Source organism: Candidatus Dedyshia acidiphila (assembly GCF_051025295.1).
Lineage (GTDB): Bacteria > Acidobacteriota > Terriglobia > Terriglobales > Acidobacteriaceae > KBS-83.
The window spans coordinates 1-21,159 of the sequence record NZ_JBMGJV010000047.1 but is presented as its reverse complement, the minus strand read 5'-3'; the positions used below and the strand labels follow the sequence as shown (position 1 = coordinate 21,159).

General features: G+C 63.2%; 19 protein-coding genes and 1 tRNA gene. 8 read left to right on the top strand and 12 right to left on the bottom strand.

The genetic code is table 11. The features are described from left to right. Nucleotides 1-278 precede the first annotated feature (278 nt). Nucleotides 279-485, top strand: coding sequence for a cold-shock protein (locus AC5IJH_RS15925; RefSeq protein WP_491903818.1), 207 nt, complete (start codon nt 279-281; stop codon nt 483-485). A 39-nt stretch (nt 486-524) separates the two neighbouring features. Here the strand turns inward: AC5IJH_RS15925 and queG are convergent, their stop codons facing one another. From queG to rfbH, 8 genes are all read right to left on the bottom strand, one after another. Then, nucleotides 525-1,679 (bottom strand): tRNA epoxyqueuosine(34) reductase QueG, encoded by a 1,155-nt coding sequence (queG, locus tag AC5IJH_RS15920; RefSeq protein ID WP_491903817.1) that lies wholly within the window; start codon nt 1,677-1,679, stop codon nt 525-527. A 114-nt stretch (nt 1,680-1,793) separates the two neighbouring features. Next, a complete protein-coding gene (locus AC5IJH_RS15915) occupies nt 1,794-4,241 on the bottom strand; it encodes an ADOP family duplicated permease (protein ID WP_491903816.1) in 2,448 nt (815 codons plus the stop codon). 168 nt (nt 4,242-4,409) lie between these two features. After that, a complete protein-coding gene (locus AC5IJH_RS15910) occupies nt 4,410-4,868 on the bottom strand; it encodes an HD domain-containing protein (RefSeq protein WP_491903815.1) in 459 nt (152 codons plus the stop codon). A gap of 106 nt (nt 4,869-4,974) precedes the next feature. Then, the gene (rfbG, locus tag AC5IJH_RS15905) at nt 4,975-6,054 is read right to left on the bottom strand and encodes a CDP-glucose 4,6-dehydratase (RefSeq protein WP_491903814.1); all 1,080 of its coding nucleotides are present in this window, start codon (nt 6,052-6,054) and stop codon (nt 4,975-4,977) included. Nucleotide 6,055: 1 nt separating this feature from the next. Further along, nucleotides 6,056-6,829, bottom strand: coding sequence for a glucose-1-phosphate cytidylyltransferase (rfbF, locus tag AC5IJH_RS15900; RefSeq protein WP_491903813.1), 774 nt, complete (start codon nt 6,827-6,829; stop codon nt 6,056-6,058). Nucleotides 6,830-6,890: 61 nt separating this feature from the next. Beyond that, entirely contained in the window at nt 6,891-7,412 is a 522-nt protein-coding gene (locus AC5IJH_RS15895) for a GtrA family protein (RefSeq protein ID WP_491903812.1), read from the bottom strand. Further along, nucleotides 7,412-8,386 (bottom strand): glycosyltransferase family 2 protein, encoded by a 975-nt coding sequence (locus tag AC5IJH_RS15890; RefSeq protein ID WP_491903811.1) that lies wholly within the window; start codon nt 8,384-8,386, stop codon nt 7,412-7,414. Before AC5IJH_RS15890 ends, AC5IJH_RS15895 begins: the two co-directional genes overlap by 1 nt. Before the next feature lie 6 nt (nt 8,387-8,392). Then, complete coding sequence (gene rfbH / locus AC5IJH_RS15885; RefSeq protein ID WP_491903810.1) at nt 8,393-9,742, bottom strand: lipopolysaccharide biosynthesis protein RfbH; 1,350 nt, start codon at nt 9,740-9,742, stop codon at nt 8,393-8,395. Between the two features lie 337 nt (nt 9,743-10,079). On the opposite strand from rfbH, the gene AC5IJH_RS15880 reads away from it, so the two are divergent. From AC5IJH_RS15880 to AC5IJH_RS15855, 6 genes are all read left to right on the top strand, one after another. Continuing rightward, nucleotides 10,080-10,877 carry an aldolase/citrate lyase family protein gene (locus tag AC5IJH_RS15880; RefSeq protein ID WP_491903809.1) on the top strand — a complete coding sequence of 266 codons (798 nt, stop codon included), beginning with the start codon at nt 10,080-10,082 and terminating at the stop codon, nt 10,875-10,877. After that, nucleotides 10,877-11,590 (top strand): SDR family NAD(P)-dependent oxidoreductase, encoded by a 714-nt coding sequence (locus AC5IJH_RS15875; protein ID WP_491903808.1) that lies wholly within the window; start codon nt 10,877-10,879, stop codon nt 11,588-11,590. The genes AC5IJH_RS15880 and AC5IJH_RS15875 overlap by 1 nt, the downstream gene beginning before the upstream one ends. Continuing rightward, complete coding sequence (locus tag AC5IJH_RS15870; protein WP_491903807.1) at nt 11,574-12,668, top strand: 3-dehydroquinate synthase; 1,095 nt, start codon at nt 11,574-11,576, stop codon at nt 12,666-12,668. Before AC5IJH_RS15875 ends, AC5IJH_RS15870 begins: the two co-directional genes overlap by 17 nt. Beyond that, nucleotides 12,665-14,446: a thiamine pyrophosphate-binding protein gene (locus tag AC5IJH_RS15865; RefSeq protein WP_491903806.1), complete on the top strand. Its 1,782-nt coding sequence runs from the start codon at nt 12,665-12,667 to the stop codon at nt 14,444-14,446. Before AC5IJH_RS15870 ends, AC5IJH_RS15865 begins: the two co-directional genes overlap by 4 nt. Nucleotides 14,447-14,460: 14 nt before the next feature. Then, nucleotides 14,461-15,504, top strand: a complete 1,044-nt coding sequence (locus AC5IJH_RS15860; RefSeq protein WP_491903805.1) for an NAD-dependent epimerase/dehydratase family protein — start codon at nt 14,461-14,463, stop codon at nt 15,502-15,504. Nucleotides 15,505-15,570: 66 nt separating this feature from the next. Next, a tRNA-Ser gene (locus AC5IJH_RS15855) sits at nt 15,571-15,662 on the top strand. A gap of 148 nt (nt 15,663-15,810) precedes the next feature. Here AC5IJH_RS15855 and AC5IJH_RS15850 read toward each other — a convergent pair. Next, nucleotides 15,811-16,839 carry an LLM class flavin-dependent oxidoreductase gene (locus tag AC5IJH_RS15850; RefSeq protein WP_491903804.1) on the bottom strand — a complete coding sequence of 343 codons (1,029 nt, stop codon included), beginning with the start codon at nt 16,837-16,839 and terminating at the stop codon, nt 15,811-15,813. Between the two features lie 114 nt (nt 16,840-16,953). Continuing rightward, complete coding sequence (locus AC5IJH_RS15845) at nt 16,954-17,265, bottom strand: UBP-type zinc finger domain-containing protein (protein ID WP_491903822.1); 312 nt, start codon at nt 17,263-17,265, stop codon at nt 16,954-16,956. 466 nt (nt 17,266-17,731) lie between these two features. Between AC5IJH_RS15845 and AC5IJH_RS15840 the strand changes: the two genes are divergently transcribed. Further along, nucleotides 17,732-18,352, top strand: a complete 621-nt coding sequence (locus AC5IJH_RS15840; RefSeq protein WP_491903803.1) for a response regulator — start codon at nt 17,732-17,734, stop codon at nt 18,350-18,352. 26 nt (nt 18,353-18,378) lie between these two features. Here the strand turns inward: AC5IJH_RS15840 and AC5IJH_RS15835 are convergent, their stop codons facing one another. Beyond that, a complete protein-coding gene (locus AC5IJH_RS15835; RefSeq protein ID WP_491903802.1) occupies nt 18,379-19,413 on the bottom strand; it encodes an amidohydrolase family protein in 1,035 nt (344 codons plus the stop codon). A gap of 120 nt (nt 19,414-19,533) precedes the next feature. Next, nucleotides 19,534-21,033: an aldehyde dehydrogenase family protein gene (locus tag AC5IJH_RS15830; protein ID WP_491903801.1), complete on the bottom strand. Its 1,500-nt coding sequence runs from the start codon at nt 21,031-21,033 to the stop codon at nt 19,534-19,536. Nucleotides 21,034-21,159 lie beyond the last annotated feature (126 nt).

Here is a 21,159-nt window from a genome sequence, read left to right as displayed (position 1 = left end):
CAGCCAGTATCGAAGGGCTGCGAGCGGGTGCCGCATGGCTCTTTAATGTAATTTTCTGTTGCACTTAGGGGCGAATCCTGCCATAACAGGATCACGCAGGGCGCCGTCAGGCCCGCGTGACGCACAACTTTCGGAAGGCCGTTTTTGATGTTCTGGTTTTGCTGTTCCGCACGGAGCTTTGGGATAGAGGAGCTGCCCCGCGTCCTCGACGCTGGCAGCTTTTCGTGCTTTCAGGGGACATCCTGCGGGACGCCACACAAGGGTGAAAGGAGTCTCCCGTGAAAGAGCAAGGCGTTGTGAAGTGGTTCAACGGAGCCAAAGGATACGGGTTTATCCAGCGCTCCACTGGGGAAGATGTTTTCGTGCACTTCTCTGCCATTCAGGAAGATGGGTACAAGACCCTGAATGAAGGAGAAGGCGTCGCGTTCGAGTGCCAGCAGGGTCCCAAGGGACTGAATGCTGCCAATGTGAGTCGCAGCGCCTAACCCCCATCCGGTTCACCCAAGCAGGAGCGGCCTCCCGCGTCAGATTTCGGGGGGCCGTTCTGCGTCTGTATCTTTGTCCGCGCTCCCCTGCTGGGCTTCCTCGATCCGGGCCAGGGCCCAACGCGCCGCTTCGGCCAATACCTCGTCGGCACCAGCGCTCCACTGCTCGAGGCGCGCGGAGTAGCGAGGTTCCCGGGAGTTACCCATCGCGATTGCCACATTCCGCTGTATCCCTGAATGCTTTGTTCGTTTTACCGGCGAATGGCGGAACTGCTGGTTGAACTCTTCCGGACTGAGTTCCGCCAGCCACTCGAGCTCCGGGTTCACCAGCTCAGGGCGGACGTCGATTGACGTCGCGATGGGTGCGCGCCGGTTCCAAGGGCAGACCTCCTGGCATATGTCGCAGCCGAAGACCTGCCGGCCGATGCCTGCGCGAAGCGGTTCCGCGATGCTGCCGCGCTTCTCGATGGTGAGGTACGAGATGCAGCGGCTCGCATCCATCTGGCGCGGCGCAATCAGTGCGTCTGTGGGGCAGGCATCGATGCAGCGGCGGCAGGTGCCGCAGCGGTCGACCGCGGCCAGGGACGCCGCGCGGGCGGGCACATCGAGGGAGGTCACGATGCAGCCGAGGAAGAAAAACGACCCGAGCTGCTGGTTGAGCGTGCAGGTGTTTTTGCCGGTCCAGCCGATGCCGGCACGCTGGGCCAGGTCGCGTTCGATCAGCGGGCCGGTGTCGACGTAACTCTTTGATTCGAAAGTCTCAGGGATGCGCTCGTGCAGGTCGGCTTCGAGGGCGCGCAGGCGGGCGAGCAGGGTGTCGTGATAGTCGGAGGGGCCGAGCGCGCCCGTGTCCGGATCGCGCTTCCCTGCCCAGGCGTACCGGGCGATCCAGCCCTGGGTCGGGGCAGCAGAATCAAGCGATTGCGGGCCCGGCGCGTTGTAGCTGGAAGCGCAGACGAGCACGGAGCGGGCCCACGGCAAAGCTGCGTTTACATGCGACCGCAGTAGCGTTCCGGTGTCATTTCTGCGCTTCAAATAGTCCATTTCGCCGGCATATCCGGCGTCAATCCAGTGCTCGAGGTAATCATTTTCATTACCTCGGTCCGGGTCGAGCGCAGCCACCCCGGCCCGGTCGAAGCCGTGCCGCTCGGCGAGCTCGTTGAGTTCGTCGCGGGTGAGCGAGAGGACCCCCATGTGTCTATGCTACGGGTCTTCTGGGCTACGGGTCTTCTGGGCTGCGGGTCTTCTGGGCTACGGGTCTGCTGGGCTACGGCGGGTCTTGTTCGGCTCTGCGGGTCGTCGTCGGTCCTACTCGCTGCGCAGGGTGTCCGCCGGATCGATGCGGGCGATGCGCAGCACGGGCAGCGTGCTTGCGACAGCGGCCAGGAGCAGGAGCAGGAGCGGGACCACGGTCAAGGTGAGCGGATCCCACGCGGTGATGCCGTAGATCTGGCTCTTGAGCAGGCGCAGGACGTAGAGCGAGAGTGCCAAGCCCACGGCTGTGCCGGCGACGCTGGCGGCGAGTCCGGCGGTGCCGATGTGGACCATCGCCTTGCGGAGTGTCGAGCCGAGGGCGAGGCGGATGCCGATCTCGCGCGTGCGCTCCGCGACCAGGTTCGCGACCAGCGAGTAGATGCCGATGGCCGAGAGCAGCAGGGCCAGCCCGGCCAGCGAGCCGAGCAGCACGACCTCGATCCGCTGGAACTGAAGCTGCTCTGCCTCGAGGTCGGCCATCGAGTAGAAGCCGGAGAACGGCAGCGCCGGATCGACTGAGGCGAGCGCCTGCTGCATCTGGCCGGTGATGTTCGTGATCGGTCCGCGCGTGCGCACGATCCAGCTTGGCTGGAACCAGGTGCTGGCCATGGTCACGAGCTCCTGCGGCGTCTGCGCTGCGGGGATGTAGAACACCGGCTCCACAGAGAGCGGTGCGTCGCGAATCATGCCGGGCTGCTTTGCCACGTCGGCGACAATGCCCACGATCGTCAGGACGTCGTGACCCGATTTCAACCGGTGTCCGATCGCGTTTGGCGTGCCAAAGAATTTGCGAGCGAAGGCCTGGTTGACCACCGTGATCTTCTCGCTGGTTGCACTGTCACTATCGGCAAAGCCACGACCAGCGAGCACGGGAATACGCAACGTCGCGAAATAGCCGGGCGTCGCCCACACCTCACTCGATCCCTGCTCCTTGCCGGTGTTCGGCCCGTCGGCAAAGCCAAAACCATCGTTCAGTCCGCGTTCGTAGGGGACGCTGAGGCCGACTGCTGCGTCCTTCACGCCGGGAATCGCGCGCATGGCGGCGACACTCTGCACCATGAGCGACTGGAAGCGCGCATTGTCGTGGTAGCGCGCATCGTCGAGCGAGGCCTTCGCGGTCATGACGTGCGCCGGGTCGAAGCCGGGCGGCAACGTCTCGAGATGGATGAGCGTGCGCACCAGCAGGCCCGCGGCGGCGAGCAGCACGATGGTGACGGCGACCTCTGCGCCGATCAGCCACTGACGCAGGCGACCGCGCCCTCCAGCGACGTTGCGGCTGCCCGCAGCGAGCACGGCGCGGATGTCGACACGGCGCAGCTCCAGCGCGGGCAGCACACCGAAGAACAGGCTGGTGCCGACGGAGAGAGCGATCGCAAATGCGAGCACACGCGCGTCGATGGCGAAGCCACCGATCGGGTGCATCCAGAGCGGGAGGAAGGTCTTTGCGCCCTCGAGCAGCAAGGCCGCGAGCAGCACGCCAAAGACGGCGCCGGTGAGGGCGAGCAGCAGACTCTCCAGCCAGAGCACCAGCAGCAGGGTGCCGCGGCCGGCGCCGAGCGCGAGGCGCGTCGCCATCTCCGGCACGCGGCGATGCATGCGCACCAATGCGAGCCCGGCGAGATTCGCGGACGCGATCAGCAGGATAAGGCCGACGGCGAGCATGAGCGCGTGCATGGGTTCGACCAGCGACAGGTTTTCGTTATGCGCGAGCGCCTCCTGCATGGGCCGGACGTAGAACCAGCCGGCGCCGTGGTACTTCGTCCGCAGGTCATCGAACATCGGCAGGCGCACATGGCCGAGCTGCGCACGCGCCTGCTCCCAGGTGGCGCCCGGGCGGAGGCGCAGGAAGATATGACAGTTGTCACCGACGGCACAGTCGCTATCGCGATCCGTTGGACGGAGCGGTACCCACAGGGCGGCGCCCGATGGCGTCTGGGCGCCAGCAGGCAGAACGCCGACGATCGTGTAGGGCTCACCCTTGATACTCGCGGGCTTGCCGATGACGTCGCGATCACCATGGAAGGCGGTCTGCCACAGCCCGTAGCTAAGGACGGCCGCGCGCGGACCACCCGGCATGTCCTCCTGCTGCGTGAAGGAGCGGCCCAGCAGCGGCTGAAGGCCGAGCACCGCAAAGTATTCGGCCGAGACGCGCGAGGCGAGCACGTACTGTGCTGACCGCCCTGACTGCAGATTGCCCCCCGCTGTACCGGCGCTGCCGGCCGCAAGCACGGCCGGCACCTGCTCGCGGATGGCGCGCCACTCTTTCAGATCGTGCGCGTCGTCCTCGTCTGCAGACTCCGAATCGACGCCCTGCTTGTGCGTGATCAGCGCGCCGATGCGCTCCGGCTGAGGGTAAGGGAGGCGCCGCAGCAGGAAGCCATTGAGCAGCGAGAAGACGGCGGTGTTCGCACCGATGGCGAGTGTGAGCGTGAGGACGACGGCGAGCGAGTAGCCGGGAGCGCGGCGGAGTTGCCGAACAGCGAAGCCGATGGAGCGGAGCATGGTTCGCCTCCGCTGCCGGACAGATGCAATTGTCGTGCCAAGGAACTACGGCCCGGCATCGTGCGCGCATGCAGCAAGGACGCGGGTGAACGGGTTCCGCAGAGAAGAATCCGTGACGATCGCGGTGTCCAATCCCGGGCAGCGGTGTTCGCTTCGGGACGCTCGCGGTTAGCGCGAGGTCAGGACGGCGAGCGCCTTTTCGTAGCGCTCGAGCTTGCGGTCGAGCTCCGGGGGCGCCTCGATGCGTCGCTCGGGAGACATGTTGTCGTAGAGGTCGGCGATCTTGATGATGCGGCCGATGGGGTCGGCCTTCGAGCGCAGCACGAAGTCCTCGTAGGACTCCTTCTTCGGCGTTTCGCGGCGGCTGACGCTGTCGACGGCATGGCGAATGTTTCTGCCGAAGAGCTGCTCGATCTCGTCGAGCGTGGTCGCGGTGTCTTCGACGGTGTCATGCAGGATGGCCGCGATGAAGTAGTCCTCGCCACAGTGCCACACGGCCAGCGCGACGCGAAAGCAGTGCGCGATGTACGGCTTGCCGGCCTTGTCTTTCTGATCCTTGTGGCGAATGGAGGCGAACTGGATGGCCTGGCGCACGCGCGAGCTGAGCTTGACCGGAAGCATATCCATAGCGCGATGGTAGAGAGCGCGGGTGCTGCCAGCAACCCGCGAACGCCCGGGGCTCCGGCCTGCTCTGTGAAAAGACGGTGAATCACGGCAGCAGCGGCTTTGGCGGTCAGGCGGACGGTGTGGCGCGGTCGGTGTAGCTGGCGATCTGCTCGAGGCAGAGCTCACGTGCCTTGGCGCCGGCGGCTTCGCGCTGGTACCACTCGAGCGTGTAGTCGAGGGCTTCGGGCAGCGGGAGCACGGGCTGCCAGGCCAGCTCCGCATGCGCCTTCGACCAGTCGAGCTTGAGCATCTGGGCTTCGTGGACTTGCGGCTGCGGATCGAGGCGCCACTCGACGGGGCTGCCCCACTCGGACGAGAGGTAGCGGACGATCCATTCGACCGGGCGCGCGTCGGTGTACTGCGGGCCGAAGTTCCAGGCGGAGGCGTAGCGAACGCCACCTGTGTAGAGCCGCTCCGCGAGTGTGAGGTAGCCGCGCAGTGGCTCGAGCACATGCTGCCAGGGGCGGGTGGCCGCGGGGTTGCGGATTTCAAGCACGCGGCCGGTGGTGAAGGCGCGGACGATGTCGGCGATGAGGCGGTCGGAGGCCCAGTCGCCTCCGCCGATGACGTTGCCGGCGCGGGCGGAGGCGAGCGCGACGCCGTGCTGGTCGTAGCGGGCGGGGTTGAAGAAGGAGTCGCGCCAGGAGCTGGTGACGATTTCGGCGCAGGCCTTCGAGGAGCTGTATGGGTCGTAGCCGCCGAGCGGATCGGTCTCGCGGTAGGGCCAGATCCACTCCTTGTTTTCGTAACACTTGTCGGTGGTAATCACGACGGCGGCGCGCACTGTGGGCGTCTTGCGCACGGCTTCGAGGACGTGCAGCGTGCCGAGGACGTTGGTTTCATAGGTGCCGACGGGGTCGACGTAGGAGTGGCGCACCAGCGGTTGAGCGGCGAGGTGCAGCACGATCTCCGGGTCGGCCTTCTGCATGGCGGCGGTCAGCTTCGCGGCATCGCAAATATCGCCGATGACGGAGTGCATGCACGCGCCGATGTCGGCTTTGACGAAGAGGCTGGGCTGGGTCGGCGGATCGAGCGCGTAGCCGGTCACCTCGGCGCCGAGATGCTGCAGCCACAGCCCGAGCCAACTGCCCTTGAAGCCGGTGTGCCCGGTGAGGAAGACGCGCTTGCCTGCCCAGAAGCCGGCCACGCTACCAGACCTTCCAGGGCGCGTTGCCGCTCTGCCAGAGGCCTTCGAGCATGTTCTTGTCGTGCAGCGTGTCCATGGGCTGCCAGAAGCCGGCGTGCTTGTACGCGGCGACCTGGCCGGCGCGCGCGAGGGTTTCCATGGGCGTGCGCTCCCACGGGGTGCTGTCGCCGTCGATGTAGTCGCCGACCCTGGGTGAGAGGACGAAGTAGCCGCCATTGATCCAGCGATGATCGCCGCTGGGCTTCTCGGTGAAGTCGATGACGCCGCCATCGGGGGCGATCTCGAGCGCGCCGAAGCGGCCGGTGGGTTGTGTCGCTGTCAATGTGACGAGTCGGCCGTGGTCCTTGTGGAAGGCGAGGAGCGCGGCGATATCGACGTTGGCGACGCCGTCGCCGTAGGTGAAGCAGAAGTTCTCTTCGTCCTTGACGTAGGGGAGCACGCGCTTGAGGCGGCCGCCGGTCATGGTGCTGTCCCCGGTGTCGACCAGCGTGATGCGCCAGGGCTCGGAGGTGTTGCGGTGCATCTCGACGGTGTTCTTCGCGATGTCGATGGTGACGTCGGAGGCGTGCAGGTAGTAGTTGTTGAAGTACTCCTTGACGACGTAGCCCTTGTAGCCCAGGCAGACGATGAAGTCATTGATCCCGTAGTGGGAGTAGGTTTTCATGATGTGCCAGAGGATCGGACGCCCGCCGATTTCTACCATCGGCTTGGGGCGGATCGAGGTCTCTTCGCTCAGCCGAGTGCCGAGTCCGCCGGCCAGAATGATCGCCTTCACGTACACCACCTGGAGCAGGTCTGCTCAGAGTCGCAACTGCTAGTCCTGCACGCGTGCTGAACTAGCGGCGCGTGTGATCGTCGCCGTCGGGCGCGAGCTCTTCCTCCTCAAGCACCACGTCCGCGACCTTGGAGCGGCGGAAGGAGAAGTGCTTGTGGCCGAAGTAGCTGGCTGCCACGGTGACTACGGCGAGGATAGCAGCCGCGAGGTTGGACGCAAGTTGCTGACGCGGAGTCCAGCGGCGCAGCAGCAGCGTGACCGGGGGCAGCATGATGAGGGTGAAGATCATGCTGCTGCCGTAGACAGAGATGCAGCGGAGCCATTCGCGGAGATAGTGGCCCTTGGTGCGGAAGACGAACCACTTGTAGCCGAGAAAGGCGGCGGTGATGGAGAAGATGCTGGCGACGAGGCTGGCCAGCTCCGACCCGTACACGCCGAAGCGGCGGAAGGTGTAGTTGAAGCTGACGAACAGTACGTAACCGAAGATGGTGTTGAAGCCGCCGACCATGAGGTAGCGGATCGCCTGCCACATCTGCCGGCGTTTGTGAGCGCGTAGCTCGGTGGGCTCCATGGTGTCGATCATCAGGAGGCAGGCTCGTCGAGCTGATGCCCTTGTGGGAAGTTGATGCGCTCCTTCTCAACGACCAGGGGACGATTCTGCACCCAGGTGTGAATGGAGCCGACATACTCGCCGATGATGCCGAGGCTGAGCAGTTGCACCGAGCCGAGGAAGAACAGGCCGATGACGAGGGGCGCAACGCCGAGTGAAAAGCTGTTCCAGAAGATGATTTTGTAAAGCAGATAGAGGAAGCCAAGGATGAAGCTGACGGCGGCGAAGACGAACCCGGCCGCGGTCACCAAGCGAAGCGGGACCTTGGACAGGTTGGTGATGCCCAGCATGGCCAGGTCGTAGAGCGTGTAGAAGTTGTTCTTCGTGATGCCGCGCATGCGCCGGCCTTGGTGGTACACCACCTCGGCGTGCGGCAGGCCGAGCTCCGCGATCATGCCGCGGAAGTACGGATACGGATCGGGAAACTTCTCGCGCAGCAAGTGCACGACACGGCGGTCGTAGAGGCCGAAGCCGGTGAAGTGACTGAGCACGCGCACGTCGGTGAGCCGGCCGACCAGGTTGTAATAGGCGGTGCGGACGTTGTACATCAGGCCCGACTCCTGGCTGGTCGCCTTGACTGCAGCGACGATGGGGTAGCCCTGCTCCCACTTCGCGATCATTTCGGTAAACAGCTCGGGCGGGTCCTGGATGTCGGCGAGCAGGATGCCGACGGCGTCTCCGTCGGCCTGAAAGAAGGCGTGCACCGGCGAGCGCAGGTGGCCGAAGTTGCGGGCATTGACGATGACACGGACCTCGGGAAACTCCGCCGCCATGCTGCGCAGGACGCCGACGGTATCGTCGCGTGAATCGTTGTCGATGAAGATGTGCTCGTACTCGTACTGCGGCAGTGCGTCCATGGTGGCGCGCATGCGGCGATGGAGCTCGCGCACATTGAGCTCCTCGTTGTAACAGGGCGTCACGATGGTGATGCGCTTGCGCTCGCTCATCGCTGATCAGTCCTGCAGAACGGGAAGCGTGGAGCCGGACTTCTGCGCGGCGACGAAGGCGCCGATCGTCTCCGCCACGTAGTCCAGCATCGGCTCGGTGAGTCCGGGATAGATGCCGACCCAGAACACGGAGCGCATGACGAAGTCGGTCTGCGTCAGTTCCGTGGCGACGCGGTACTTGACGTTCTGGTAGGCGGGCTGGCGCACCAGATTGCCGCCGAAGAGGAGACGTGTGGCGATCTTGTTGGACTCGAGCTCGCGTACCAGCGCATCGCGGCGGAACGGCGCATCCTCGCGCACGGCGATGGGGAAACCGAACCAGCTCGGCTCAGCGGCGGGTGTCGTCTCGGGCAGCATGAGCACGTCTTCGAATGGCTTCAGCCGCTCGTAAAGATAGCGGAAGTTCTGCTGGCGCTTCGCGATGAACCCGGGCAGCTTCTGGATCTGTGACAGACCGATGGCGGCCTGCATGTCCGTCATCTTCAGGTTGTAGCCGATGTGCGAGTAGATGTACTTGTGGTCGTAGCCGCAGGGCAGTTCGCCGAGCTGCCAGTCAAAGCGCTTGCCGCAGGTGTTGTCCTTGCCCGGCTCGCACCAGCAGTCGCGGCCCCAGTCGCGGAAGGACTCCGCCAGCGTCTTCAAAAGAGCGTTGTTGGTGACGACCGCGCCGCCCTCACCCGTGGTGATGTGGTGCGCGGGATAAAAGCTGACCGTGGCGAGGTCGCCGAAGGTGCCGACCATCTGCCCGTTGTACTTCGCGCCGAGGGCATCGCAGCTGTCTTCGACCAGCCAGAGGTTGTGCTTCTTCGCGAAGCTCGCGACCAGATCGAGGTCGAACGGATTGCCGAGCGTGTGCGCGATCATGATGGCGCGCGTCCGGTCGGAGAGTGCTGCCTCAAGCTGCGTCGCGTCTGCCTGGTAGCTGGGCACCGTGACATCAATAAAGACCGGCACGCAGTTGTTCTGCAGGATCGGGTTGACCGTGGTCGGGAAGCCGGCCGCGACCGTGATCACCTCATCGCCGGGCTTGATCTGCCGGTCGCCGAGACGCGGCGAGGTGAGGCAGGAGAAGGCGCAGAGGTTGGCCGACGATCCGGAGTTGACGAGCGACGCGCCGCGGACACCGAAGAAGCGGGCCAGCTGCCGTTCAAACTGCGTGGCGAAACGGCCGGTGGTGAGCCAGCCATCGAGCGAGGCATCGACGAGGCTGCGCATATCGGCCGCATCCAGCACTTTGCCGGACACAGGGACGGGGGAGGCGCCGGGCGCGAACGGCCGGGCGGCGAACTGCTCATCGAAGAACTGCCCGGTGAGCTCGAGAATCTGCTCGCGCAGGGCGGCCGCTTTGTCGGTCATGGCCCTATAGTAAAGCGGAACCCGGCGCGAAGCTCCTGTGCAGTTCGCATGTTGTGCCTCACCAAGAACACCCCTCGTGCGGCGCACCCCGGGGCCGCCACTCGGCTGCAACGCTGCTCGTGCCTTTTCTGATCCCGGTCCACGGATTGCAGCCCTGCCGGTTGCGTACCTGCCGCGCTCGCTTTGGCGGCCTATGCGATCATTCACGTCCGCGATGTTCAGAAGCAGTGATGGTGCATCGACCGCTGCCGAAGGCGGTCAGGACAACTGCTAGAATGAGGCGGACTTGGCAGCCGTTTCGGTCGCGCGCCGCGCAAACAGGCCACATGGAGAGGGAATGAATTCAAAAGAACGCAAGATGCTCGACATCCTGAAAAAGGGCAAGGATGAGTACGGCTATGTCGCCGTAAAGGCAGAGTTCGAAGCCGAAGGAACACGGGTCGACGAGCTGCTGCGCCTGGTCGAGATCTGCAGAAAGGCTGGACTGAAGTTCGGCCTGAAGGTGGGCGGCTGCGAAGCGATGCGCGACCTGATCGAGAGCAAACAGTTCGGTGTCGATTACATTATCGCTCCCATGATCGAGAGCACCTACGCGCTGACCAAGTTTGCGGAGGCGGTCGGCAAGATCTATTCGGCCGAGGAGCAGGAAGAGACTGACTTTCTCTTCAATCTGGAGACGACGTCCGCGTACCAGCAGCTGGATGCGCTTGCGGATGCGACGAAGAAGGCTCCGGAGCTGGCGGGAGTCGTATTCGGGCGTGTCGATTTCTCCCTTTCGGCGAACCTGGGCCGCGATGCGATCAACGGCCGCGAAGTGACGGACTGCGTGCTGAAGACGGCAGCGGCGTGCAAGGCGCGCGGACTGGACCTGGTGGTTGGTGGCGGCGTGTCGAGCGACTCGATCCCGGTGCTGCGCGAGATGGTGGACGTCCACCTGACGCGGTTTGAAACGCGCAAGGTGATCTTCGATGCGCAGGCGGCGAAGCAGGCGCACATCGACCAGGGTCTGCTGAACGCAGTGCATTTTGAACTGCTCTGGCTGCTGAACAAGCGCGACTACTACAGCGCCATTGAGCAGGAAGACGCCAAGCGGATCGACATGCTCGAGAAGCGCTGGGCTGTGCTGAATCAGTGATGCAGGGGGCGCAGCATCTGCTGGTCTTCGGCGGGACTGGGGCGATTGGGCAGGAGGTCGTAAGAGCTGCTGTATCGCGGGGCTGGCGCGTAACTGCGGCAGCCCGCACGCGGCCGGTTGAGGCAGTCAAGGGCAGCGAGTTTCTCGCGATCGATGCGCTCCATCACGACTTCTCTTCGAAGGAGCTGGCGAAGGCCGGGCCGTTCACCAGTATCTGCTGGGCGCAGGGCGCCAATGCGAATGACAGCGTGTACGACGTCGATATCGCAAAGCACCGTGCGCTGTATGACGCGAATTGCACTTACATACTGGTCACGCTGCGGGCGTTGCTCGATGAGGGCCTGCTCGCACCCGCATCCCGGCTGTGTGTGATCAGCTCCATCTGGCAGGAGCTGGCCCGGCAATCGAAGCTCTCCTACTGCATGACCAAGGCCGCATTGCAGGGTCTGGTGCTCTCCGCTTCGGCAGACCTGGGCCGCGACGGTCACGTGATCAACGCGGTGTTGCCGGGTGCGATCGAGACGCCGATGACGCGGAAAAACCTCAGTGCAGAGCAGATCGAGCGGCTGACTGCGGCGACGCAGCACAACCGGCTGGTCACGCTGCAAGAGGTCGCGGCGGCCGTCTGCTTTCTATGCTCGCCGGAGAACACCGGCATCAGCGGGCAGTTTCTGACTGCCGATCTGGGTTTCAGCCATGTCCGACTCGTTTGAGGTCGTCAGCTCGACCGGCAGCTACAGCGTGCAGATTGCAGCGGGCGCATTTTCGGGCTGGGCCGCGAGCTGGGACAAGCGGCTGGTGATCGCGGATGACTACTTCCGCACCGCGTCGCCGGTACTGTCGAGCGTTCCGTCGGTGCTCTACTACCCTGCACTCGAAACAGTGAAGTCGCTCGATGCGGCACCCGAACTAATCGAGAGGCTGCGCAAGCACGGCGCGAATCGCCGCACGCTCCTGGTTGCGGTGGGTGGCGGAGTGATTCAGGATTTTGTCGCATTCGCTGCGTCAATTTATATGCGCGGCGTCGAGTGGCACTATGTGCCCACGACGATTCTTGCGATGGTGGACTCCTGCATCGGTGGCAAGTCTTCGATCAACGTTGGACCGTACAAGAACCTGGTTGGCACCTTTCATCCGCCGCAGACGGTGTGGATCGACCCGGAGCTGGCACGCACACTGCCGATCGATCAGCAGGCAAGCGGAATCATCGAAGCCGCGAAGATATGCTTCTGCCGCGGGTCGGAGTCCTTTCGCCACTACCTGAGCACAGGGCCGCATCCGGGGATGGACAGCCGCGCGCTGGGCGCGCTGATCACGCACAGCCTGCATGCGAAGAAATGGTTCATCGAGATCGATGAGTTCGACAGGAAGGAGCGCCTGCTGCTGAATTTCGGGCACACCTTTGGTCACGCGATCGAAGGCGCGTCGCATTATGCGATCTCGCATGGCATCGCAGTCGGCCTCGGCATCCTGTGCGCGCTCGCGTTCGAGCGCCAGGCATCCGGCACGAGCGACCCCTATGCGAATGCGCCCATGGTGGCGAAGCTCGCAGATCATCTCGACACGCTCATCCGAGCCGTTCCAAAGCTGCGTGAGTCAGTCGGCGCGCTATCGCTGCCCGAGGTGCTCGAGCGATTCGAGTCAGACAAGAAGCACACCGAAGACGCGTATGCGCTTGTGCTGGTCGAGACCAGCGGCGCAGTCGTGCTGAGGAAGATACCCAAATCAGCAGAAGTTCGGAGCCGGATCGAGCAAGCGATTCGCTCCGTCGTGGAGATCTACGCACTATGAAGAAATACAGCGATCTGCTGGCGGATTGGCTGGCGGAGCTTGGGTACACCCACTGCTTCTTTGTGGCGGGCGGCAACATCATGCACCTGCTCGAGAGCTGCAGCCATCGCTTTACCTGCGTTCCTGTGGTGCACGAAGTTGCCGCCGGGATTGCCGCGGAGTACTTCAATGAAGTGCACCTGGAGGGCAAGGCGTTCGCGCTGGTGACAGCCGGGCCGGGGCTGACGAACATTGTGACTGCGATGGCCGGCGCGTTCCTCGAGAGCCGCGAGTTGCTGGTTATCGGCGGACAGGTAAAGGTTTCGGATCTCGCGCGCGGACAGGTGCGCCAGCGCGGCATTCAGGAGATCGACGGTGTAGCGATCGCAGCGCCGATTTGCGAGCGGTCGCATCGCATTGAGACGACGATCGGCCGCAACGAGTTCGCCGAGTTGACGCGCTCCGGTGCACATGGCCGCATGGGTCCGGTGTTCCTCGAGATTCCTCTCGATGTGCAGGGGGCGCGTGTGGATGAAGCGGCTCTCGCAACTCCCACCGCTGCGGGCGCGCCGCAGTTCGCGACCGTCGCCGCCTCGGCCATGACGGCGATCCTGGAGAAGCTGGCGCGCGCCGAGCGGCCGGTCGTGCTGCTGGGCGCTGGAGTGTCGCGCGATGCGGCTGGTGCACTGCTGCCGCAACTGGGCGCACTCGGCATCCCGTTGATGACGACCTGGAATGCCGCGGATCGCATACCGGCGGATCACCCGTCCTACTTCGGACGCCCGAATACGTGGGGGCAACGCTACGCAAATATCCTGATGCAGCAAGCCGATGTTCTGCTTGCGCTCGGCACGCGGCTGGGCCTGCAGCAGACAGGCTTCAACTGGCAACAGTTCGTGCCGGGCGGCGAGGTTATCCAGCTCGACTGCGATGCCGCCGAACTCACGAAGGGTCATCCCAAGGTGGCGGTTGCGGTCTGCGGTGACGCAAACGCGGTGCTGCGCGCTATTGCCGAATCGAAGCTAACGCCGCGCAACGAGTGGCTGACCTTTTGTCGCGAGGTCAAGGCAGCGTTGCCGCTGGTGGAGCCGGTGAACAAGACCGGTGCTGAGTATTTGTCACCGTATGTGTTTGTTGAACAACTCTCCGGCCTTGCGACGGCAAACGACATCGTGATTCCCTGCTCCAGCGGCAGCGCTTTCACCGTGATGATGCAGACGTTCGCACAGAAGGCTGGTCAGCGGATCGTCACGAACAAGGGTCTCGCGTCGATGGGCTATGGGCTGAGTGGCGCGATTGGCGCGGCGCTGTCAGGACGTGGACGGCGCACGCTGCTGGTCGAGGGCGATGGCGGCTTTCTGCAAAACATGCAGGAGCTTGGGACTGTCGCCGTGAACAAGCTCAACCTGAAGATCTTTCTGTTTGACGACGACGGCTACGCCTCAATCCGCATGACGCAGAAGAACTATTTCGGCGGCCGCTACGTAGGCTGCGACACCAATACCGGACTGGGCATGCCGGACTGGACGAAGCTGTTCGCGGCCTTCGGCATTCCCATGCGCGACCTGCGACCGGGGTTTCAAGGACAACGTGATTTCCTCGAGATGTTCCATAGCGACGGGCCCGCTGGATTCCTGGTGAAGATCGATCCAGAGCAGACTTACTTCCCAAAGATCAGCAGCCGCGTTACGGCTTCGGGCAGCATGGAATCGAACCCGCTTCACCTGATGTCGCCCGATCTCGAACCAGCGCTGGCCGAGCGCGTGCTGCGGTATCTGCGCACCGCGACACCGGCCTGAGAACGGGAATCGCCATGGATGCGCGCCTGAGCGGGCAGGACCTGGAAGTGATCCTGAGCGAGACGCGCTTGCTGTGGGAGCCTGTGCGCGGGCAGCAGATGTTCATCACCGGTGGCACAGGCTTCTTCGGCTGCTGGCTGGTCGAGAGCTTCTGCCACATCAACCGGCAGCTCGCACTGAACGCGGGAATAACGCTGCTGACGCGCTCTCCCGGCGCGTTTCGTGCCAAGGCACCGCACCTTGCCGCGGACCCGGCGGTACGGCTGCTCGAAGGCGATGTTCGCAGTTTTGCCTTCCCCGAAGGTCGCTACCGTTTCGTGATCCACGCGGCAACGGAAGCGAGCGCGAAGCAGGCGGCGGAAGCGCCGCTCGAGATGTTATCGACTATCCTCGACGGCACGAGCCGCACGCTTGAGTTCGCGACGCATCGCGGAGCGGAGCGCGTGCTGCTCACCAGCTCCGGCGCTGTGTACGGGCGGCAGCCGTCCTCTATCACGCACCTATCGGAGACGTACGCGGGAGCGCCTGACCCGCTCGATCCAGCGAGTGTTTATGCCGAGGGCAAGCGCACGTCCGAGCTGATGGCAGCGCTCTACAGCAAGCGCGCCGGCTTCGCTTGCGCGATCGCGCGCTGCTGGGCGTTTTGCGGACCGCACCTGCCGCTGGATGCGCACTTCGCCGTCGGCAATTTTATCGGCAACGTGCTGCGCGGCGAACCGATCCGCATCCAGGGTGACGGCACACCGCGCCGCTCGTACCTGTACGGCGCAGACCTTGCGACCTGGCTGTGGACGATGCTGTTTCGGGCGCCGTCACTTACACCGATCCATGTCGGGTCTGCGGAAGATGTCAGCATTCGCGAGCTGGCTGAGCGGGTGGCCGCGGTGCTGCGTCCGGAGACGGAGATCCATGTGGCCGGGCAGGCGGTTGCCGGGGCGGCGCCCGCGCGCTACGTGCCCTCCGTGGATCGTGCGCGGGAGCTGCTGGGTCTGCGGGAGACGATATCTCTCGACGAGACGATCCGGCGCACCGCGGACTGGTACCGCGGACGCCTTTGAGCGCCGCTGCGTGCGGCGCCCTGCTTTTGCTAAACTGAACGCATCGCTGCCAGCAGCAGCCCTCGCGGAGAGTTGGCAGAGCCCGGTTGAATGCAGCTGACTCGAAATCAGCCATAGTCGCAAGGCTATCGGGGGTTCGAATCCCTCACTCTCCGCCATAACTTTAAGAAAACAAGCGCCAAACAGAAAAGCCACCCAGAACATCGGGTGGCTCTTTTGTTGCTCAAAATCGTTCGGGGGTCAGTTCGGGGGTCAGTCGGTTTTCGAGTTCGCTGCAGTGATCGCTTTCGCGGGAACACGTCGTCGTTATGGTTGCGTGAAGGCTGGACGAACGCGTTCGCCGATGAGGCGAATGGCGGACAGCAGTTTCTCGTGCGAGAGAGACGCGACACTCATCTGGAAGTGCATGCGTGAGATCCCGCCGAGCACCGAATCATAGTGACGGATCTTCTCGATCGCTGTCTCGGGGCCGCCCACGATCACTGCCCCGGTGGGGCCGAGCAGGGCGTCGAACTGGCGCCTCGTGACAGGCGGCCACCCTCTCTCACGGCCGATCTCGGTGAAGGATCGAGCGTACCCCGGGAAGAAATCGTCGGCAGCCTGCTGGTCGGTTGCCGCCACATACCCGAGTGCGTGGATGCCGACAATCAGCTTCTCCGCAGGGTGTCCGGCGCGGCGACCAGCCTGACGATACAGATCGACGAGCGGGCGAAAGCGGTGCGGTTCTCCGCCGATGATCGCGATCATGAGGGGCAATCCGAGTTGGCCCGCACGGGCGAACGATTCCGGACTGCCTCCGACTCCAAGCCAGACAGGCAGTGGATCTTGTACGGGTCGCGGATACACACCCTGACCGGTCAAGGCGGGACGATGGCGACCCGACCAGTGCACTTCGGGAGACTCGCGAATTTTCAGAAGGAGGCCGAGCTTCTCCGAAAACAGATCGTCGTAGTCGTTGAGTTCGAGGCCGAACAACGGGAAGCTTTCGATGAACGAGCCTCGACCGACGACGATCTCTGCGCGGCCATTGCTGAGTAGATCGAGCGTCGCAAACTGCTGGAAGACGCGGACAGGGTCGGCCGCGCTGAGCACGCTGACGGCACTGGTGAGCCGGATCTGTTTCGTTCGCGAAGCCGCGGCGGCAAGAATCATGGCGGGCACGGAATCCAGGAACTCCCGCCGATGGTGCTCCCCGATACCGAAGCTATCGAGCCCGGCCTGATCTGCGGTCACGATTTCTTCAACAATGCCGTGCATGCGATCGACGGCGGTTACGGTTTCTCCAGTGACCGGATCACTCCCGATCGAAACGAAGCTGTCACAGCCAATTTGCATGCTTAGTCCTCGGAGAGTTGATTCTGGAAGCGATGGTTTCGATGCAATCGTGTCGATCCCGCATCGACGCCGCGCTCATTCCCTCTCGACGACTTACAGCTCCGATGAACGCGCTCACGCGATGTCGTGAAGGAGCGACTCCCAGTTTTCGGGCACTCTCTCCGCAGGGCCAGGTGCCGGTTGCGTGACCGGACGAGAGTGTGGCGGGAGCAGTCGCATGCCCTTCACAATCTTCTGCTTCTGATAGTCGTAGAACCATGTCTGCAGAGGTTCGAAGCTGCGGACGATGGGATGACCAGCTGCCTCGGCATGCCTGGCCGCATGTTGATTCGGTGAGCTATCGCAACACGCGATGTGGCCGCACTCGGCGCATCGGCGCAGATGAAGCCACCATCCACCAGTCTTCTGGCATTCTTCGCAGACCATCGATTTGGGCACTGAATCCGGGTTAATTCCTCGACGCTCGGTTGTCATGTCGTCTCCTCTCAGCAGACGCCATGATTGTGAGCGAGCGGTGGCCTGGGTGCCATCGTTAGATCGGGCAGCGCAGAACCAACACTATCGAGGGGGGTACGATGAACTCGATTGGGTTCAGTGATCTAGCTGGCCTGCCGCGAGAAGAGCCGTCCCGTCGAAGGCGCAGGAGATGCGATCTTTTGATGGGATCGTAAGCCGAACCTGAGTCCTGATCGACCGCACTTGCATTCTTATCGCTGGCTTTTCAGTTGCCGCGAGTCGCTAACTCGGCGTGCGGCAATGACGTGCAAGGCGAGTCTATGAACACCTGCGTTTCACGGTCCGAAATGGGGGTTCCGACGGCAGCCAAAGAGTGAAAGGATGAGTCGGAGCGTTCTTCCGAGATGTATCGATCAGCGCTGTTGATCCGTAGCCTATGACACCGATTCGTATTCTGGCGGTAGATGACCACCCTGTCCTGCGTGAGGGGCTGGCCACCATGATCGGCAGCCAAGCCGATCTCCAGTTGATTGCCGAAGCGGAGACGGGAAAGCAGGCGCTCGTACTGTTCGAGCAACATCGTCCCGATATCACGTTAATGGATCTTCGCCTGCCGGATATGCACGGCATCGATGTGATCCGGGCGATTCGCGAAGCTCACCCTCATGCACGCATCATCGTGCTGACGACGTATCAGGGGGACGTGCAGGCACTGCGGGCGTTGAAGGCGGGAGCGAGCGGCTATCTTCTGAAGGCGACACTCCGGCGTGACCTGCTTGACGCGATCCGGGCCGTGCACGACGGGCGGCGTCACGTGCCGGTCGAAGTCGCGGCAGAGCTGGCTCAACATGCGGCGGATGATCAACTGACGCCGCGCGAGATCGAAGTGCTGAAGCACGTCTCGGCGGGCTGCTCAAACAAGATCGTCGCCGACCGCCTCGGCATCAGCGAGGACACCGTCAAAGGTCATCTTCGCAATCTGCTCTACAAACTGAACGCAAATGACAGAACCCACGCCGTCACTATCGCGTTACGGCGTGGGTTCCTGGAGCTTTAGCAGCGCAGAAGCGTTGTGAAATCGAGCTACGAGCCGAATCCGGAGACTGCGCTTGGTGCGAGTGGCTTGAGTCCAAGTTTCAGCAACGTGTTCGCGTTGTCTCGTCCCAATTTCAGCTTGACGTCATTCGGAAGCTGTAGCTCATCGAACCACCGTCCCGCGACATCCATCTGCTCGTACGGATAGTCGACTGAGAACAGGATCCGATCGTGTCCAACCTGCTCCATGGCCTCCAGCAGCGGGCCGGTGTGGAAGTGTCCGCTCGTCGTAAGCCAGAAGTTCTGTCCGAAATAGTAACTGGCACGGTGCTTTGTTTTCGCGCCCTTGTCACCCTCGTGCTGTTCATCCAGCCTGTGCTGCATGCGTGGCAGGAGGTACGGAAGGCTCTCCCCCAGATGTCCAAGGATGATCTGCAGGTTGGGGTAGGTGTCGAAGAGCCCGCTCAGCATGAGGCGAATCGCGTGGCTCGCCGTTTCGTAGGTAAAGGCCCATGCCGAGCCCAGAAGCTCGGGGTATCCGCGGATAGCACGCGTTTGACTTGGCAATGGCTCTCGCGGATGGAGGTAGACGGGGACGTTGAGCTTTGCGACGCGATCCCAGAACTCCAGCATCGGCTCTTCGTCGAGGTATTGCACAGTCTCGCCGGGGCCAACATTCGAGTAGCCGTTGATCAGCGCCCCTTTCAAGCCAAGCTCATTCACGGCGCGGTCCAGTTCCACCGCGGCCAGTTTGGGGTCCTGCAACGGGACCGCGGCAAAGGACGCGAGCCTGTCCGGGAAGCGCTTGATGAAGGCTGCTGCGTAGTCGTTCGCCGACCTCGCCAGAGCGACTGCCTGCTGCGGGTCGATGACGGACTGCACGCCAGGCGAGGTGAGCGACATGACGCATAGCTCGATACCAGCCCTGTCCATCTCGCGTACGCAGAGTTCCGGGTCCAGCAATCTGCGCTCGACATCGCGGGCGTAGTCCCCGCCATTGCGGCCTTCCTCACCCTTGGCGTCCCAGTACTTGTTGTTCAGTTCCGTTGAAAAGTGCTCTTCCAGTCCGATTTTCCCGTCCACGGTGACTCCCTTCAGATCTTTGCTTCGGATGTGGTCATCGACAGGTTCAGGCCGTCACTTAGCCGCCCGGCGGTGGCTGCGGAATGTCCAGGTCTCGCCCGAGCGGAAGGTGGACGACGTTCACCTCGGAAGGACACCGGAGTTGAAGGCGATGTGCTTGTATTCGAGAAACTCGTCCATCGCGGTCAGGCCGTTCAATCTGCCATTGCCGCTCCCTTTAAAGCCGCCTTCTTCGAACTCATCCCAGACGACTGCCCAGTCATTGATCCAGATGGTGCCTGCGTCGATGTCGCGTGCGACGCGCAGGGGGCGATCGACATCCCGCGTCCAGATGCTCGCCGCAAGGCCGTATTGACTGTCGTTGGCAAGCGCCACCGCTTCAGCTTCCGTATCGAAGACCAGCATGGTGAGGACGGGGCCAAACACCTCTTCCTGCACGATCGTCATCTTCGGATCGCTCACTTCGAGCAGTGTGGGCCGATAGAAGGCGCCGCTTGCCAGAGGACCCTCCGTGATGGGGCCTCCGCGCACCAGCACCTTTGCGCCGGCAGCGATCGCGTCCTCGACCATCTTGTCCACACGCGCCACGTTGGGCTTATCGATGAGCGGTCCCATGTCGCTCGAGGGGTCCGCAGCGGGCCCGGTCTTCACCTTTTGCAACCGCTCAGAGATCATGGAGCGCAGCCGGTCTGCGGCCCCACGCTGCACCAGCAGGCGCGAGCCCGTCATGCAGAACTGGCCGGCAAAGGTAGTCAAGGCCTTCTCAATCTTCGGCGCTGCCGCGTCCAGGTCCGCATCGTCGAAGACAATCATCGGAGTCTTGCCCCCCAGTTCCGTCTGGAAGAGCTTGAGTGTTGCGGCACCCGCGGCAGAGATGGTCTTGCCAGTCTTGGTGCTTCCGGTAAAGCTGATCACGCGGATATCCGGCGACTCCATCAGGAAGGCCGAGCCGCCATGCGTGCTTTCGCAGAAGACGTTGATGACGCCTGGGGGCAGATCCCTGGCCTCGGCGAGCACCTGACTAAAGGCATAGTTGATCTGCGCCGTGTTGCCGGGGAGCTTCAGAACCGACGTCACACCAGCCGCAAGTGCTGGCGCGAGAGAACGGACGGTGAGCACGAGCGGGGAGTTGAAGGGAGCGATGATGCCGGCAACGCCGATCGGGCCACGAGTCACGAACGAAAGGTGTCCGGGAAGCACTTCCATCGCACGTCCGTAGTCTGTCAGAACTACTGACGCCCAGTAGCGGAACTTGCTTGGAATCATGTCGACTTCGAAGGCGGCTTCGTCGCGGACCTTGCCGTTTTCGAGTGACAGGATGCTGATCAGGTCATCTCTGCGCGCCTCGAAGCGGTCCGCGATCTGGTGCAGCACCTTCGCACGCAGGTGCCGGTCATCCTTCCAGGGCGTGTTCTGGAAGGCTCTCACCGCAGCAGCCGTCGCGGCTTTCACATCCGCGAGACTTGCATCCGCATAGGTTCCGATCGTCCGGCCCGTCGCCGGGTCATAGCTATTGGTGCGCTTGTCTGAATCGACCCAGCGGCCCTCGATCCAATTCATCGCAGCGCCGATGCTGATTTCCTGGTCCATCGTTTGTAAGGACCCCGTGATGGTGGCCATGCTGCTCCTCTGCGGGCGATGTTCGCTCCAGCAACAGCCAGCCTAACCACAACCTATCTCTACGTCAAGATTTCTGCACTCAAGGTTTTCAACAGCAGTACACTCCACCGGTATGGTTCCCGAGAG